The sequence below is a fragment of the Polynucleobacter sp. JS-JIR-II-c23 genome (assembly GCF_035011225.1).
GTDB lineage: Bacteria > Pseudomonadota > Gammaproteobacteria > Burkholderiales > Burkholderiaceae > Polynucleobacter.
This window is the reverse complement of sequence record NZ_JAYGQT010000001.1, coordinates 1,634,064-1,648,606: the sequence shown is the minus strand read 5'-3', so window position 1 is coordinate 1,648,606 and position 14,543 is coordinate 1,634,064. Positions and strand designations below refer to the sequence as shown.

Below are 14,543 nucleotides of genomic sequence, written 5' to 3'. Positions count from 1 at the left end.
ACTATGGCAATTACCTTAACTGATAAAGCAGCTGCGCACGTAAATCGCAACCTAGAAAAGCGCGGCAAAGGTTGTGGCTTGCGCTTGGGTGTGCGCACAACAGGTTGCTCCGGCTTGGCTTATCAACTTGAATATGTTGATGAACCTGCAGCTGAGGACCAGGTATTTGAGTCCAATGGCATTAAGGTATTTATAGATCCAAAAAGCTTGGCTTACTTGGACGGTACAGAGCTAGACTTTGTGCGTGAGGGTTTGAACGAGGGATTTAAGTTTCAAAATCCAAACGTAAAAGATGAGTGTGGTTGTGGCGAATCCTTCCGCGTCTGACGATTACTTCCGCTTCTTTGGTTTAAATCAGCAATTCAAAATCGATTTGCCTGCTCTAGAGCAGGCATACCTGGCGATTCAAAAAGAAGTGCACCCTGATCGCCATGCTCGTGGCAGTGATGCAGAGCAACGCCTTGCGATGCAAATGGCAACCCTCGCCAATACTGCATTGCAAACTCTTAAGAACCCGATTCAGCGCGGCCTTTACATTTGCCAGCTTCATGGCGTGGATGCAAAATTAGAAACCAATACTGCAATGCCTGCCGCTTTTTTGATGAGGCAGATGGAGTGGCGTGAAAGTCTCGATGAACAAGCGGAAGATTTGCCCGCTTTAGAGGCTTTGATGGCCGAGGTAGAAGAATCAAAGGCAGATACCCTAGCTGAAATCGCCCAGGCTATTGATGGGGCTAAAAATTATCAGCGCGCAGCAGAATTGCTACGTGGTTTACTTTTCATTGATAAGTTTGCGGTTGAACTTGATGACACCATTGCGGCCTTAATCTAGTCTCAATCAAGCTAAACTCTATCTCCTATGGCCTTATTACAAATCTCTGAACCCGGTAAATCGTTAGCGCCCCATCAGCGCCGCATTGCCGTGGGCATTGATTTGGGAACTACGAATTCATTGGTAGCGATTGTGCGTGATGCCTTGCCTAAGGTCTTGCCAGATGCGCAGGGTAGAGAGCTACTTCCATCAGTCATCCGTTATCTGCCAAATGGCAGAACTCAAGCGGGCTTTGAGGCGCTTGAGAGCGTCGTAATTGATCCTAAGAACACGATTGTTTCCGTAAAGCGTTTCATGGGCCGTGGCTTGCTGGATGTGGAACATATTGAAAGTGCTCCCTATGACTTTGTTGATCAGCCAGGAATGCTTAAGCTGAGAACCGTTGCTGGCGATAAGAGTCCTATTGAAGTTTCCGCAGAAATTCTGGCGCGTTTACGTCAGTTGGCAGAAGATTCTGTCTCCGATGAAATCGTGGGAGCAGTAATTACTGTTCCCGCTTATTTTGATGATGCGCAACGTCAAGCCACAAAAGATGCTGCCAAGTTAGCAGGCATTGAAGTGCTGCGCTTACTGAATGAGCCTACAGCTGCCGCAATTGCTTATGGACTAGATAACGCCTCAGAAGGCGTCTATGCCGTCTATGACTTAGGTGGCGGAACATTTGATATCTCGATACTGCGTATGAGTCGCGGTGTCTTTGAAGTGCTTTCTACTGGTGGTGATTCCGCTTTAGGTGGTGATGACTTTGATCATCGTTTGTATTGTTGGGTAATTGAACAAGCCAAGCTTCCACCGCTATCGATTCATGATCATGCAACGCTCTTGCAGGCTTGTAAGCACGCCAAAGAGCAGTTGAGTCACAACCCTCTGGCGCGCGTTCATGAGACCCTTGCTGATGGCACGGTGGTCAATGTTGGCGTAAGCCAGGCACAGTTCTTTGAGATTACTCAGAATTTAGTAACCAAGACTTTGATGGCTTGTAAAAAAGCTTTGCGCGATGCAGGCTTAAAAGCCGAGGATGTTAAAGGCGTAGTAATGGTCGGTGGTTCAACACGTATGCCGAATGTACAGCGCGCAGTTGGTGAGCTCTTTGGCACACAGCCATTAAATAATTTAAATCCTGATCAGGTAGTCGCCTTAGGCGCTGCGATGCAAGCCGACCTGTTGGCCGGCAATCAAAGTAAAGATGATGAATGGTTGCTCTTGGACGTCATTCCGTTATCACTTGGTGTTGAAACCATGGGTGGCTTAGTAGAAAAAATCATTCCACGTAATACACCGATTCCAGTCGCTAGAGCACAGGATTTCACAACCTTTAAAGATGGTCAGACTGCGCTAGCAATACAAGTAGTCCAGGGTGAGCGTGAGTTGGCTCAAGACTGTCGGTCTTTAGGTAAGTTTGAGCTGCGCGGTATTCCGGCGATGGCCGCAGGTGCTGCGCGTATTCGAGTGACCTTCCAGGTGGATGCCGATGGATTGCTCTCAGTTAGCGCAACCGAGCAAGGCTCCGGCGTAAAAGCCTCGATTGATATCAAGCCTTCCTACGGTTTGACCGATGCCGAAATTACTCGCATGCTGCAAGATGGTTTTTCATCTGCAAAAGAAGATTTGCTTTCTAGATCATTGCGTGAAGAGCAGGTTAATGCACAGCGCCTTCTAGATGCGGTGCAGACCGCGCTTACAAGCGATCGTGCTTTATTGAGTGCAGATGAGCAGAAGGTCATTGATCAAGAGATGGCAACGCTTCAAAAGATCTTAAATGATGAAGCAGATAGCGCGGTGGTTCGTAAAGCAGTGGATCATGCAGCAAAAGCAACCGATGACTTTGCGCAAAAACGGATGAACGCTAGTATTCAGAAGGCTTTATCTGGCAAGAATGTTGCTGAGATTTAAAAATATATAACCCAAGAACGAATTCAAAAAATTCAAACTGAACCCAATAGAAAAGAATCATGACTCAAATCGTCGTACTACCGCATAGTGAGTATTGTCCTGAAGGCGCAGTGGTTGAGGTTGCTCCGGGCACGTCGATTTGTGAGGCTTTATTAGAGAATGACATTCCAATTGAACATGCTTGCGATATGGTGTGTGCTTGTACTACCTGCCACGTGATTGTGAAAGAGGGCTTTCAGAGTTTGAATCCTCCTGATGAGAATGAGGAAGATATGTTGGATCGTGCATGGGGGCTAAATCCTCAGTCTCGTTTGTCTTGCCAGGCTATTGTGGCAAAGCAGGATCTAGTGATTGAAATCCCCAAATACTCAATCAATCATGCCAAAGAGAACCATTAACGCACCAAAATGAAGCATTAATGCCTGCAATCATGCAAATGACACAAGGCAGAGGTTTCTAGAGGATTAATATGAATTCGTAGTTCATTCTTTAGGTAGTACCTCCAAAAAAATCTTTTAAGCCATCCTTCGGGGTGGCTTTTCTTTTTGGTAAATGAAAAGGCCCCGCATCGCGAGGCCTTTTGTTCCTTAATGCAGATTTAGCAATTACTGTGCTGTGGCCTCACGAATCATTCCGGCTGCCACTGTGTGATTGGTAGCTTCATCGATCAAGATAAAGGCACCAGTACGCTGGGATTGATCAAACAAGTCTGCAACAATTGGTTTTTGCAGAATGAAATCAACACGGCCAATCTCATTGGTGGAAAGTGCATGCACATCACTAGCTTGAGACAAGGTTTGAATATCTAAAACTTGTTGAATGTTCTTCACTTTTGCACTAACGGTATTGGTGGTGTGTCGTAAAGCATATTTACGACTCAATGAGAGTGGTTCGCTATCTAACCAGCATAAATCAGCAGAAAGTTGCTTGCTCAATACTGGTGGATGACTATCTTCAGCGCTAATAAATAAAGAGCCGCGCGATATATCAATATCTTCAGATAATTGAATAGCTACCGCTTGACCCGTTTCAGCAGATTCCACCGCATTGTTTCCATTGGTTTGCTTGTCGCTTGAGCGATTGCCTAAATAAATCTCGGTAACAGTTGCCTCAGAACCGCTTGGCAGAACTTTAATCTTTTGGCCCTTGCGGATGCTGCCGGACTCTATTTCTCCAAGGTAGCCACGGAAGTCATCGGAAGCACTGCCATCTTGGCGTGCAACATACTGGACTGGGAAGCGGAGCGCTAGCTTTTCGGACTCGGGGCTGGTATCTAAACTCTCAAGCCACTCTAAAAGAGTAGGCCCTTTATACCAAGGTGTATTTTTGCTGGCAGTAACAACATTCGCGCCGAGCAAAGCTGAGATTGGAATCAAAGTTGGCTTTGGTAACCCAATTTTTTGAGTCAGATCTTCAATCGCAATCTTGATGGTATTGAAGACTTTCTCGTCAAACTCATATAAGTCCATCTTATTGACGGCAAATACCACATGACGCAGACCCAATAAATGCACAATCGCCGCATGACGTTTGGTTTGCGCCAATAGAGTGGCTGGAGTGGTGTTGAGATCAACGCGTGTTGCATCAACCAAAATGACTGCAACATCAGATTGAGATGCACCAGTTACTAAGTTGCGAGTGTATTGCTCGTGACCTGGAGCATCAGCAACAATAAATTTACGCTTTGGCGTAGAAAAGTAGCGGTAAGCCACATCAATCGTAATGCCTTGCTCGCGTTCAGCTTCTAAGCCATCGGTGAGGAGAGCCAAATCAACGCCTGCATCAGATGAGGTGACGCGTGCATGTTTCGTTTTGGAGAGTGACTCCAATTGGTCCACCAAAATGGATTTGGTGTCATAGAGTAAACGTCCAATTAAAGTGCTCTTGCCGTCATCTACGCTACCTGCAGTGATAAAGCGAACAACGTTTTGATTTTGATTGATAGTCATCAGAAGTAACCTTCTTTCTTGCGGCGCTCCATGGAGGCCTCATTAGTTTGGTCGTCCATACGGGTTGCACCGCGCTCAGTGATTTCGGTAATGGCGGTTTCGGCAATGATCTCTAGTGGAGTTGCAGCAGTGCTTAAGACTGGGCAGGTACAGCTGATATCACCAACGGTACGGAATCGAACACTCAGAACTTCACTAACATCCCCGGGTGCCTTAGGTGTTACATCCGTTACTGGAACGAGTAAGCTATTTTTCTTCACTACTTCACGCTGGTGTGTGTAGTAGATGCTTGGTAGCTCCAATTTCTCACGTGAGATGTATTGCCAGATATCGAGTTCTGTCCAGTTAGAAATTGGGAATACGCGCATGTTCTCGCCTTTGGCGATGCGGGCGTTATAGAGGTTCCAGAGTTCAGGGCGCTGAGCCTTAGGATCCCATTGGCCAAATTCATCGCGGAAGGAGAAGATACGCTCTTTAGCGCGGGCTTTTTCTTCATCGCGACGTGCACCACCCATCAGAGCATCAAATTCATGCTCTGCGATGGCTTCTAGCAAGGTAACGGCTTGAGCAGCATTGCGTGAATCTGTTTCTTTACGTAAACGTACAGTCCCCTTTTTGATGGAGTCTTCAACGTGACCCACAATCAACTTCACACCAGTTTTCTCTACAACAGCATCGCGATAGGCGATTACTTCTGGGTAGTTGTGGCCTGTATCAATATGCAAAATTGGGAAAGGCAATTTCACCGGGCGATCTCCAAATTGAAATGCCTTGCGCGCCAAATGGAACATCACAATGGAGTCTTTGCCGCCAGAAAACAGCATGGCCGGGTTAGAGCACTGGGCTACCACTTCACGAATGATGTAGATCGATTCGGCTTCAAGCCAATCTAAGTGATCATCAAGTAATTTTTGTTCTGACATTCTGTAAGTTATTTCTACTAAGTATTGATATTGAATTCGAATTATTTATTAACGTGCAAGCCACATTCTTTACTATCGCTTTGCAACCACCACCAGCGACCAGCGCGAATGTCCTCACCCTTCTTCACCTGACGGGTGCAGGGCTCGCAGCCAATGCTGGGGTAGCCCTTAAGGTGCAGAGGATGAATAGGAACGTTTTCTTGTTTGATATAGGCCCAGATATCAGCTTCAGTCCAATCGAACAGGGGGTTGAATTTGGCGATACCTCTTGCATCGTCCAACTCTTCTAAATTAAGTTCAGTGCGTGTAGTAGATTGTTCACGACGCTGGCCGGTGATCCATGCATCCGCACCAAGTAATGCGGCATTAAGCGGTTTAATCTTGCGCGCGCCACAACAAGCCTTCTTGGGCTCTTCACCATCGTAAAAACCATTCATGCCATATTGCTCAATAAAAGCTTGAACATCGCCTTCTTGAGGGTAGACCTTTTCAATCGAAACGCTATAGCGATCTTCAGTGGTCTTCACCATATCTACAGTCTCTTGGTGTAAGCGACCGGTCGCTAATGTAAATAACTTAATCTTGGCGCCAGCCTTAGCAATAGCATCGGTAACCACCATGTCTTCTGCAGCGAGGCTGGTTGCAAAGCGAACATCAGAGAAGCGTGAGGAAATGTCAGCTAAACGCTGCTTTAAAACGGCAGACTTTTCGGCAAGCTCCGCAGGAGTAAGGGTGCTTAATGGAGTGGACCAAAATTCTGGAGTAATCATGATGAAACTAACTTGATTCCAACCAAAAATAGGGTTACGGCAAGGGTATTTCTAGTTGTTCGCTCTGAAAGAGTGCTTGAGAGTCTTGCGCCCAGCCAGATGGCGGGAACGGATCCCAGCAAGAGGCCAAAAAGCAAGTCAAAGTGAACATTACCAAGCCACCAATGCCCTATTCCAGCAAGAGCAGTAAGAGGAACGGCATAGGCAATATCGGTACCAGCCACTTCTGCAGGTTTGAGATGTGGATACAGAATCAATATCAAGGTTGCGCCAATTGCACCTGCACCGATTGAGGATACTGTTACTAGAACGCCAATTACAGCACCTACAACAATGGTTGCTGCTTTTAAGTTTGAGCCGCTGGGTAAAAAATTTGGGTTTGCTTGAACCCATTTCAAGATCTTTGCTCTAAACAGTAACGAAACAGCAGTTAATAGAACGGAAACGCCAATGGAGATGCTAATAAAGTGATTAAAGTTTTTTGAAACGGGGCCAATGATCTTTAGTGCCAATATAGAAATAATGGCAGTAGTAATGCTGCCAATGCAAAGTAATTTGACGATATCCCAGCGTACGTTCCCATGTAGGCGGTGTGCTGCAGTACCAAAGCCTTTTGTAATAGCAGCAAATGCCAAATCAGTTCCGACCGCCGTTGTTGGAGCGACGCCAAAAATAATTGTTAACAAAGGAGTCATCAACGATCCTCCGCCAACGCCTGTCATTCCAACCAGCAAACCCACTAAGGCGCCAGAAATAATAAATTGGGAAGAGTCTTGAAAAAATTGCAACATGATCTATATCCCTAATTAGGCGAATGACTGCTCAAACTCTTCGAGTTTGATGGCGTTCATGAGAAATAGAATTTGACGCTGAAAGCTTTTGCGCTCTGCGACCTTTTCGTGGGGGAGTCGGTCATGCTCACGCAATAATTGGGTGATTACAGGGTTGTAATGCTCTCGAACGGGGGACATCAAAATTCCTTGGTAAATATCTCGTTAAGGCGAATTTACCAAGCCGCCTATATATCCACAAGGAATATATAGCGATATCTAAATGACTTTTAGATATATAGAACTAAACTGATTATTTTTCTACGAAAGCGCGTTCAAAGACATAGTCACCCATTTGACCAAGGCTTGGTGAGACTTTAAAGCCTTTGGCATCAAGCATCTCAGAGGTTTCTTTTAGCATAGAAGGGCTACCGCAAATCATGGCGCGATCCACTGCTGGATCAAGCGGTGGCAAGCCAATATCTTTAAAGAGTTGACCAGATTCAATCGCAGTAGTGAGGCGGCCTGTGTGTTTGAAAGCCTCACGTGTCACTGTTGGGTAATAGATGAGTTTTTCACGAATGAGCTCGCCCAAGAATTCATCTTGAGTGAGTTCATCGCGAATGTAATCTGCATAAGCTAACTCGCTTACTAGACGCACTCCATGAATCAACACAACCTTCTCGAACTTTTCATAAGTCTCTGGATCACGAATGATGCTCATAAAGGGGGCTAGGCCAGTACCGGTACTAAACAAGTAAAGATGCTTACCTGGATTTAAGTCATCCAACACCAGGGTGCCAACAGACTTCTCGCTGACGAGAATCGGATCGCCAACCTGAATCTTCTGTAGGCGTGAAGTTAAAGGACCATCTTGAACCTTGATACTTAAAAACTCGAGATGCTCTTCATAGTTTGGGCTGGCAACGCTATAAGCACGAACCAATGGCTTACCTTCAACTTCTAGACCAATCATCAAGAAGTGACCGCTACGAAAGCGTAAGCCTTTGTTGCGAGTAGTAGTAAAGCTAAATAGAGTGTCGTTCCAGTGGTGAACGGTGAGGACTGTTTCGGTGTTGTATGCGGCCATAAAAGCGTATTAATTAGGTGATAGCAAAAGGGTGATTATCCCATTCTTAGGGCGCTAAATTGAGGCTAATCCCTCAAAAAATAGGACTCTGTAGTGATATAGATCAGACTTTTAGTAATAAAGAAGCGACTTACTAGCTCAGTTATGCCTATTAGCTATCATCTAGATATGAAAAAAAGCCATTACTTACTTTTATCGCTTCTAAGCTTTGGCTTGGTGGCGTTTGCTGTTGTTCTTCAGCAGGTAGGGTATCAGGGGGTCAGTTTTTTGCCATGCCCACTCTGTGTTTTGCAAAGAGTGGGTTATTTAGGTGTCGCTATTTCATGTCTTTTAGCTGCCGGCATTCCTCCGTTGAGAAAGTGGTTTCATAGTCTGGCAATATTACCTGCTGGATATGGGGTGGCAGTAGCCGGGCATCATGTTTGGCTTTTATCTCATCCAAGTGAATCTTGTGGAATAGACCCTTTAGAAACCTGGATTAATCAGTTTCAATTTGTACAAAACCTACCTTGGTTATTTAAGGCAGACGGCTTATGTTCTGCAAAGCTCCCAGCTATTTTGGGTCTGCAAGTTCCGGAATGGTCCTTGTTATGGTTTGTGGCGCTCACACTAGTATTGTTGGTAACCTTTTTTAAGAAACCCTAATCTATAGACGCTGAGATTGTTAGTAAATAACAATTACATCTTTTACAAGTCCCGCCTTAACCCATAAGATCTCTATCAAACCCATTTTTTGCACTAAGGAATATTGATGACTTACTTTGCTGATAACTCACTAACCATTGGTAAGACACCATTGGTGCGTCTTAACCGCGTAACCGACGGTGCAAAGGCGACCGTTCTGGCCAAGATTGAAGGCCGCAATCCTGCTTATTCGGTTAAGTGCCGTATTGGCGTTGCGATGATTAATGATGCTCAAGAAAAAGGGCTCTTAGGTCCTGGTAAAGAGCTTGTTGAGCCTACCAGTGGTAATACCGGTATTGCTTTGGCCTTCGTGGCGGCAGCTCGTGGTATTCCGCTGACGCTCACCATGCCGGAGACTATGAGTATGGAGCGTCGTAAGTTACTCACGGCTTTGGGTGCCAAGATTGTGTTGACCGAAGGCCCCAAGGGTATGAATGGCGCAGTTGCTAAAGCGAAAGAGATAGCTGAATCTGACTCTAAATATGTTTTGCTTCAGCAATTTAGTAATCCATCCAATCCGGCGATTCATGAAAAGACAACTGGCCCAGAAATTTGGGAAGACACCGATGGCAAGATTGATGTGTTTGTTGCCGGCGTAGGAACTGGTGGAACAATCTCTGGTGTTGCTCGTTACATTAAGAACGTTAAGAAAAAGAATATTGAAGTGGTTGCGGTTGAGCCAACTACTAGTCCTGTGATCACACAGAAGTTAAATGGCGAAGAAATTAAACCTGCCCCACATAAGATTCAAGGTATTGGCGCTGGGTTTATTCCGGATAACCTCGATTTATCGGTGGTGGATAAGGTGGAGCAAGTCAGCAACGAAGAAGCAATTGAGTTTGCCCGCCGTATTGCCAAGGAAGAGGGTATTTTGGTGGGCATTTCCTGTGGTGCAGCTGCTGCAGTAGCGGTACGTCTGGCTAAGAAGCCTGAGTACGCTGGAAAAACCATCGTGGTGGTTCTACCTGATACTGCTGAGCGTTACTTGAGCTCTGCCTTATTCGAGGGAGTGTTCGATGAAAAAGGTTTGCCAGCATAAGCGCCGTTATAAGCACAGCTACTTTTAAATAGGTTGGCAATAAAAAAGGCACCCTAGGGTGCCTTTTGATATTTCGAGAATGCTTACTCTTCTTCGCGACGCAAATGCGGAAAGAGAATCACATCACGAATGTTGGGTGCATCAGTAAGTAGCATTACTAAGCGATCGATACCAATGCCGCAGCCGCCAGTTGGAGGCATGCCGTACTCGAGGGCACGGATGAAGTCATGGTCAAAGTACATCGCTTCTTCGTCGCCCGCTTCTTTTTGCTCTACTTGCTTGCGGAAGCGATTTGCTTGGTCTTCCGCATCGTTTAATTCTGAGAAACCATTAGCGATTTCGCGACCGGTGATAAAGAGCTCAAAACGCTCAGTAATGCCTGGGCGGGTATCGGACTCTCTAGCGAGTGGGCTGACTTCGATTGGGTAATCAATGATGTAAGTTGGCTCCCACAGATGTTCTTCAGCAACCAATTCAAAGAGGGCGAGTTGGAGTGCACCAATGCCGGCATTCTTAAGGGTAGGGGCATCTGGATTTTCGCCGCCCTTTTTCAATTCAGCGCGAATGAAGTTGATGTCATCCAATTGAGCGGCTTCATAGTTCTTGCCTGACTGACCGCAGTACTTGAGGATTGCCTCCGTAATAGTCAAACGCTGGAATGGTTTGCTCAGATCGAGTTCGCGACCTTGATGTGTCAATACCGCAGTACCTTGGGCATCAATAGCTGCCGCACGAATCAAGCCTTCTGTGAAATCCATTAGCCAACGATAGTCTGTATATGCCGCATAAAACTCCATCATTGTGAATTCTGGATTGTGACGTGGGCTTACACCTTCGTTGCGGAAGTTGCGATTGATTTCAAAGACACGCTCAAAACCACCAACCACTAAACGCTTGAGATAGAGCTCAGGTGCAATACGCAAGAACATTTGCATATCAAGTGCGTTATGGTGAGTGATGAACGGCTTAGCTGCTGCGCCACCAGGAATCGGATGGAGCATCGGTGTTTCCACTTCCATGAAGTCGGCATCCAACATATGGCGACGTAAGGATGCGATTGCGTTACTACGTGCCTTGAAGGTATTGCGACTTTCTGGATTAACAATGAGGTCCACATAACGCTGGCGATACTTAGTCTCTAAGTCTGATAGACCGTGGAACTTATCTGGTAATGGGCGCAATGACTTACTAAGGAGGCGCAAGTTGCTGCACTCAACAGACAGCTCGCCTTTATTGGTCTTGAACAGGTTACCTTCAGCAGAGATAAAGTCACCCATATCCCAATGCTTAAAGGCGCCATGCACATCAGCACCGCTAAGTTCGTCATTGATGTAGAACTGAATCTGGCCACTACGGTCTTGAATGGTTGCGAAGCTTGCTTTACCCATCACACGCTTAAGTACCATACGTCCAGCTACTTTGACGTGAACTTTCTTGGCGGCTAATTCTTCTTTAGTAAGACTGTCATAGTGAGCATGTAAATCTGCTGCCAAATGTGTTGGCACAAAATCATTTGGGAATGCGACTCCGCCAGCACGAAGCTTGGCAAGTTTTTCACGGCGCTCTGCAATGATGTGATTCTCATCAACTACTTCAGTAGCTGGGGCTGTGTCTAAATTGGTTTTATCGTTCATATCTATAGTGACGCGGTAATGGGTGTTAGTTTTATACGCCTTGTTTCAGGCTAGCTTCAATAAAGGCATCGAGATCGCCATCCAATACTTTTTGGGTATTCGAAATCTCAACGTTAGTGCGTAAATCTTTAATACGGCTTTGATCCAATACATAGGAGCGGATTTGATGACCCCAGCCCACATCAGTCTTGCTGGCTTCTAGTTTGTCCTGCTCAGCGCGACGCTTTTGCATCTCGTGTTCGTAGAGACGTGACTTAAGCATGCTCATTGCTTCAGCGCGGTTACGGTGTTGACTGCGGTCATTCTGACACTGCACCACAATCCCAGTGGGGATGTGGGTTAAACGAACTGCAGAGTCGGTTTTATTAATGTGCTGACCACCCGCACCAGAGGCGCGGTAGGTGTCGGTGCGAATATCGGCTGGATTAACGTCGATCTCAATTGAGTCATCAATCTCTGGGTAGACGTAGATAGAGGCAAATGAAGTATGGCGTCCATTTGAAGAGTCAAAAGGTGATTTACGTACTAAGCGGTGCACACCAGTTTCTGAGCGGAGGTGGCCGTAAGCATATTCACCATCCACTTTAATGGTTGCACTCTTAATGCCAGCAACGTCACCATCAGATTCTTCAAGAATTTCAGTTTTATAGCCTTTGCGTTCGCAATACTTGAGGTATTGACGATAGAGCATGCTGGCCCAGTCGCAGGCTTCAGTACCGCCAGCGCCTGCTTGAATATCAATAAAGCAATTGCACGAGTCCATCTCATTGTGGAACATGCGGCGGAACTCGAGGTCGCCAACAATCTTGCTGTAGTTCTCAACATCCTGCTCGATAGCAGCGATTGTTTCAAAATCGCTTTCTTCTTTAGCCATGTCAAACAGCTCAAGAGCGCTAGTAATGTTGGTATTGAGATCAGTAAGAGTGGCAACTACGCCATCGAGCAATTTCTTTTCTTTGCCGAGTGCTTGTGCTTTCTTTTGATCATCCCAAATCGTGGGATCTTCCAGAATTGAATTAACTTCAGTAAGGCGACGTGACTTTACTTCGAAGTCAAAGATACCCCCGAAGAGCTTGCTCACGAGTGAGCAGGTCGGACAAGGTATTTGAAATAGTGTTTAGTTGTTCAGCTTCCATCCCCTAATTATAAGGGGGTTATTGTCCCGAACCCTTAGGCGCTGCTCAGTTGCCAGGACCCTCATCATGGGCTTCAATCATCAGCTGCACGCGGGCTTGACCTTGGTAGCGGTCAGTCACGAGGCGGTAGGCCAGCCTGGCTTTGGCGGGCAGGCTTTGTGTGCGGTTAAACCAAACAGCGGTGATTGGTTTATTGCTCGCTTTGAGCTCAGAATCGCCGATCGGGCGGACCATGAGACGCAAATGCTTTTCTTTCATGAGGCTTTGCTGGGCAATCTCAAATTCCCCATAGAAAACCGGCTGAGGGAAGCCTTGGCCCCAGATTTCTTCGGCTAGTAAGTCACCAATTTCAGGGGTGAATTCAGAAAGCTCCAATGCGCCGTCATGTGCATGGCGACGTTCAAGTAATTCATCTGTGAGTAGACTGCTCGCTACTTCCTGAAAGCAGGTATCAAACTTTTCAAAATCACTTTTACGTATGGTTAAGCCTGCAGCCATTGCATGACCGCCAAATTTGAGAATGAGCCCAGGCTCACGTTTAGAAACAAGATCTAAAGCATCTCTCAAATGAAAGCCAGTGAGTGAACGACCGGAGCCCCGTAATTCTTCGCCCGTGCTGCCATCGGCAGGCGCAAACACAATCGCTGGACGATTGAAGCGTTCCTTTAAGCGTGAAGCAACAATACCAACGACTCCTTGATGCCACTCTGGATTCCATAAGCAAATACTGGTGCGCTCTGCCATAGTGCCCGCTAATTGATCTTCAGCAAGATGAGAGAGGGCGGTTTCCTGCATGCCTGTTTCAATTACACGGCGTTCGCGATTAATGCGGTCGAGTTCGTGAGCTAAATTTAAGGCTTCATCAGCGTTATCAGTAAGAAGTAAGCGAATACCTAAGGTCATATCCGCTAGACGCCCAGCAGCATTGAGTCTGGGGCCAATCGCAAAACCTAAATCAAATGTATTAGCCTTGCGTGGATCTCGGGTTGCCGCCTGAAACAGCGCTTGAATACCGGGCTGTGAGATACCTGCGCGAATGCGTTTTAAACCATTGGAAACTAATACGCGATTATTGCGATCAAGTTGAGCAACGTCCGCAACTGTTCCTAAAGCAACGAGGTCGAGAAGATTTTCTACCTTAGGCTGAGTCTCATTGGTAAATTTTCCGCGCTTACGAAGTTCTGCACGCAATGCAACGAGCATATAAAACATCACGCCAACACCAGCAAGTGCTTTACTAGGAAAGCTGCAGCCTGGTTGATTGGGATTAACGATTGCTAAAGCCTTGGGTAAGCTATCTCCGGGCAGGTGATGGTCGGTCACAATGACTTCCATTCCTAACTCACGGGCGCGATCAACACCAGCTTCACTGGCAATCCCGTTATCTACGGTAATGAGGTATTTCGGTTTTGGGTTTTGTTGTGCAGCTAGCTCCACTACCTCTGGCGTCAGACCATAGCCCATCGTGAAGCGGTTTGGAACTAGAAACTGAATTGGGGTCTCAGGCCCGCCCAGCATGCGTAAGCCCCGTACGCCAACGGCGCAGGCAGTCGCACCATCGCAGTCGTAGTCCGCAACGATGAGCATTGGCTCTTTTTTCTCCAGAATATCTGCAAGCAGTGTTGCCGTGCTGATGCAATTTTTGAGCTCAACAGGTGAAAGTAGTTGCTTTAAATCGAGCGAGAGTTCTTCAGGAGATTGCAGACCCCTTGCGGCATAGAGTCGAGCTAGTAATGGATGTAATCCACTCTGTGCTAACCAAGTGGCAGTGCGTTCTGAGAAAGGGCGTTGAGAAAATAGACTCATATAAAGCTCATGCACCA

At 46.4% G+C, this 14,543-nt stretch carries 15 protein-coding genes; 6 read left to right on the top strand and 9 right to left on the bottom strand.

Features of this window, described 5'->3' with window-relative positions:
- Positions 1–3: 3 nt before the first annotated feature.
- From iscA to fdx, 4 genes are read left to right on the top strand one after another with little or no spacing between them, the layout of a single operon-like run.
- Positions 4–327: an iron-sulfur cluster assembly protein IscA gene (gene iscA / locus VC159_RS08365; protein ID WP_215359479.1), complete on the top strand. Its 324-nt coding sequence runs from the start codon at positions 4–6 to the stop codon at positions 325–327.
- Positions 305–832 carry a Fe-S protein assembly co-chaperone HscB gene (gene hscB, locus VC159_RS08360; protein ID WP_323473302.1) on the top strand — a complete coding sequence of 176 codons (528 nt, stop codon included), beginning with the start codon at positions 305–307 and terminating at the stop codon, positions 830–832. The genes iscA and hscB overlap by 23 nt, the downstream gene beginning before the upstream one ends.
- 27 nt (positions 833–859) lie before the next feature.
- Entirely contained in the window at positions 860–2,725 is a 1,866-nt protein-coding gene (gene hscA / locus VC159_RS08355) for a Fe-S protein assembly chaperone HscA (protein ID WP_323473301.1), read from the top strand.
- Positions 2,726–2,784: 59 nt separating this feature from the next.
- Positions 2,785–3,123 (top strand): ISC system 2Fe-2S type ferredoxin, encoded by a 339-nt coding sequence (gene fdx / locus VC159_RS08350; protein ID WP_215348652.1) that lies wholly within the window; start codon positions 2,785–2,787, stop codon positions 3,121–3,123.
- Between the two features lie 207 nt (positions 3,124–3,330).
- Here fdx and VC159_RS08345 read toward each other — a convergent pair whose 3' ends face one another.
- The 6 genes from VC159_RS08345 to VC159_RS08320 all read right to left on the bottom strand — a co-directional run bounded on the left by VC159_RS08345 (position 3,331) and on the right by VC159_RS08320 (position 8,227).
- On the bottom strand, positions 3,331–4,674 hold the full coding sequence (locus VC159_RS08345; protein ID WP_416350432.1) for a sulfate adenylyltransferase subunit 1: 1,344 nt from the start codon (positions 4,672–4,674) through the stop codon (positions 3,331–3,333).
- Entirely contained in the window at positions 4,674–5,597 is a 924-nt protein-coding gene (gene cysD / locus VC159_RS08340) for a sulfate adenylyltransferase subunit CysD (protein ID WP_215359485.1), read from the bottom strand. Before cysD ends, VC159_RS08345 begins: the two co-directional genes overlap by 1 nt.
- Before the next feature lie 41 nt (positions 5,598–5,638).
- Complete coding sequence (locus VC159_RS08335) at positions 5,639–6,367, bottom strand: phosphoadenylyl-sulfate reductase (RefSeq protein WP_323473300.1); 729 nt, start codon at positions 6,365–6,367, stop codon at positions 5,639–5,641.
- Positions 6,364–7,158: a sulfite exporter TauE/SafE family protein gene (locus VC159_RS08330; RefSeq protein WP_216189379.1), complete on the bottom strand. Its 795-nt coding sequence runs from the start codon at positions 7,156–7,158 to the stop codon at positions 6,364–6,366. The genes VC159_RS08335 and VC159_RS08330 overlap by 4 nt, the downstream gene beginning before the upstream one ends.
- A 15-nt stretch (positions 7,159–7,173) precedes the next feature.
- Positions 7,174–7,338, bottom strand: coding sequence for a hypothetical protein (locus VC159_RS08325; RefSeq protein WP_215360502.1), 165 nt, complete (start codon positions 7,336–7,338; stop codon positions 7,174–7,176).
- A 112-nt stretch (positions 7,339–7,450) separates the two neighbouring features.
- Entirely contained in the window at positions 7,451–8,227 is a 777-nt protein-coding gene (locus tag VC159_RS08320; RefSeq protein WP_215359491.1) for a ferredoxin--NADP reductase, read from the bottom strand.
- Between the two features lie 168 nt (positions 8,228–8,395).
- Between VC159_RS08320 and VC159_RS08315 the strand changes: the two genes are divergently transcribed.
- Together VC159_RS08315 and cysK are read left to right on the top strand one after the other, a co-directional pair.
- Positions 8,396–8,872, top strand: a complete 477-nt coding sequence (locus VC159_RS08315) for a disulfide bond formation protein B (protein WP_323473299.1) — start codon at positions 8,396–8,398, stop codon at positions 8,870–8,872.
- A gap of 106 nt (positions 8,873–8,978) precedes the next feature.
- Positions 8,979–9,950, top strand: a complete 972-nt coding sequence (gene cysK / locus VC159_RS08310; protein WP_323473298.1) for a cysteine synthase A — start codon at positions 8,979–8,981, stop codon at positions 9,948–9,950.
- A gap of 83 nt (positions 9,951–10,033) precedes the next feature.
- Here cysK and lysS read toward each other — a convergent pair whose 3' ends face one another.
- From lysS to recJ, 3 genes are all read right to left on the bottom strand, one after another.
- The gene (lysS, locus tag VC159_RS08305) at positions 10,034–11,584 is read right to left on the bottom strand and encodes a lysine--tRNA ligase (RefSeq protein ID WP_215359497.1); all 1,551 of its coding nucleotides are present in this window, start codon (positions 11,582–11,584) and stop codon (positions 10,034–10,036) included.
- A gap of 31 nt (positions 11,585–11,615) precedes the next feature.
- A protein-coding gene (gene prfB / locus VC159_RS08300; protein WP_323473297.1) for a peptide chain release factor 2 occupies positions 11,616–12,720 on the bottom strand; the annotation gives its coding sequence in 2 pieces (ribosomal slippage) (positions 11,616–12,647 and positions 12,649–12,720; 1,104 coding nt in all).
- 45 nt (positions 12,721–12,765) lie between these two features.
- The gene (gene recJ / locus VC159_RS08295; RefSeq protein ID WP_215359500.1) at positions 12,766–14,526 is read right to left on the bottom strand and encodes a single-stranded-DNA-specific exonuclease RecJ; all 1,761 of its coding nucleotides are present in this window, start codon (positions 14,524–14,526) and stop codon (positions 12,766–12,768) included.
- Positions 14,527–14,543: the final 17 nt, after the last annotated feature.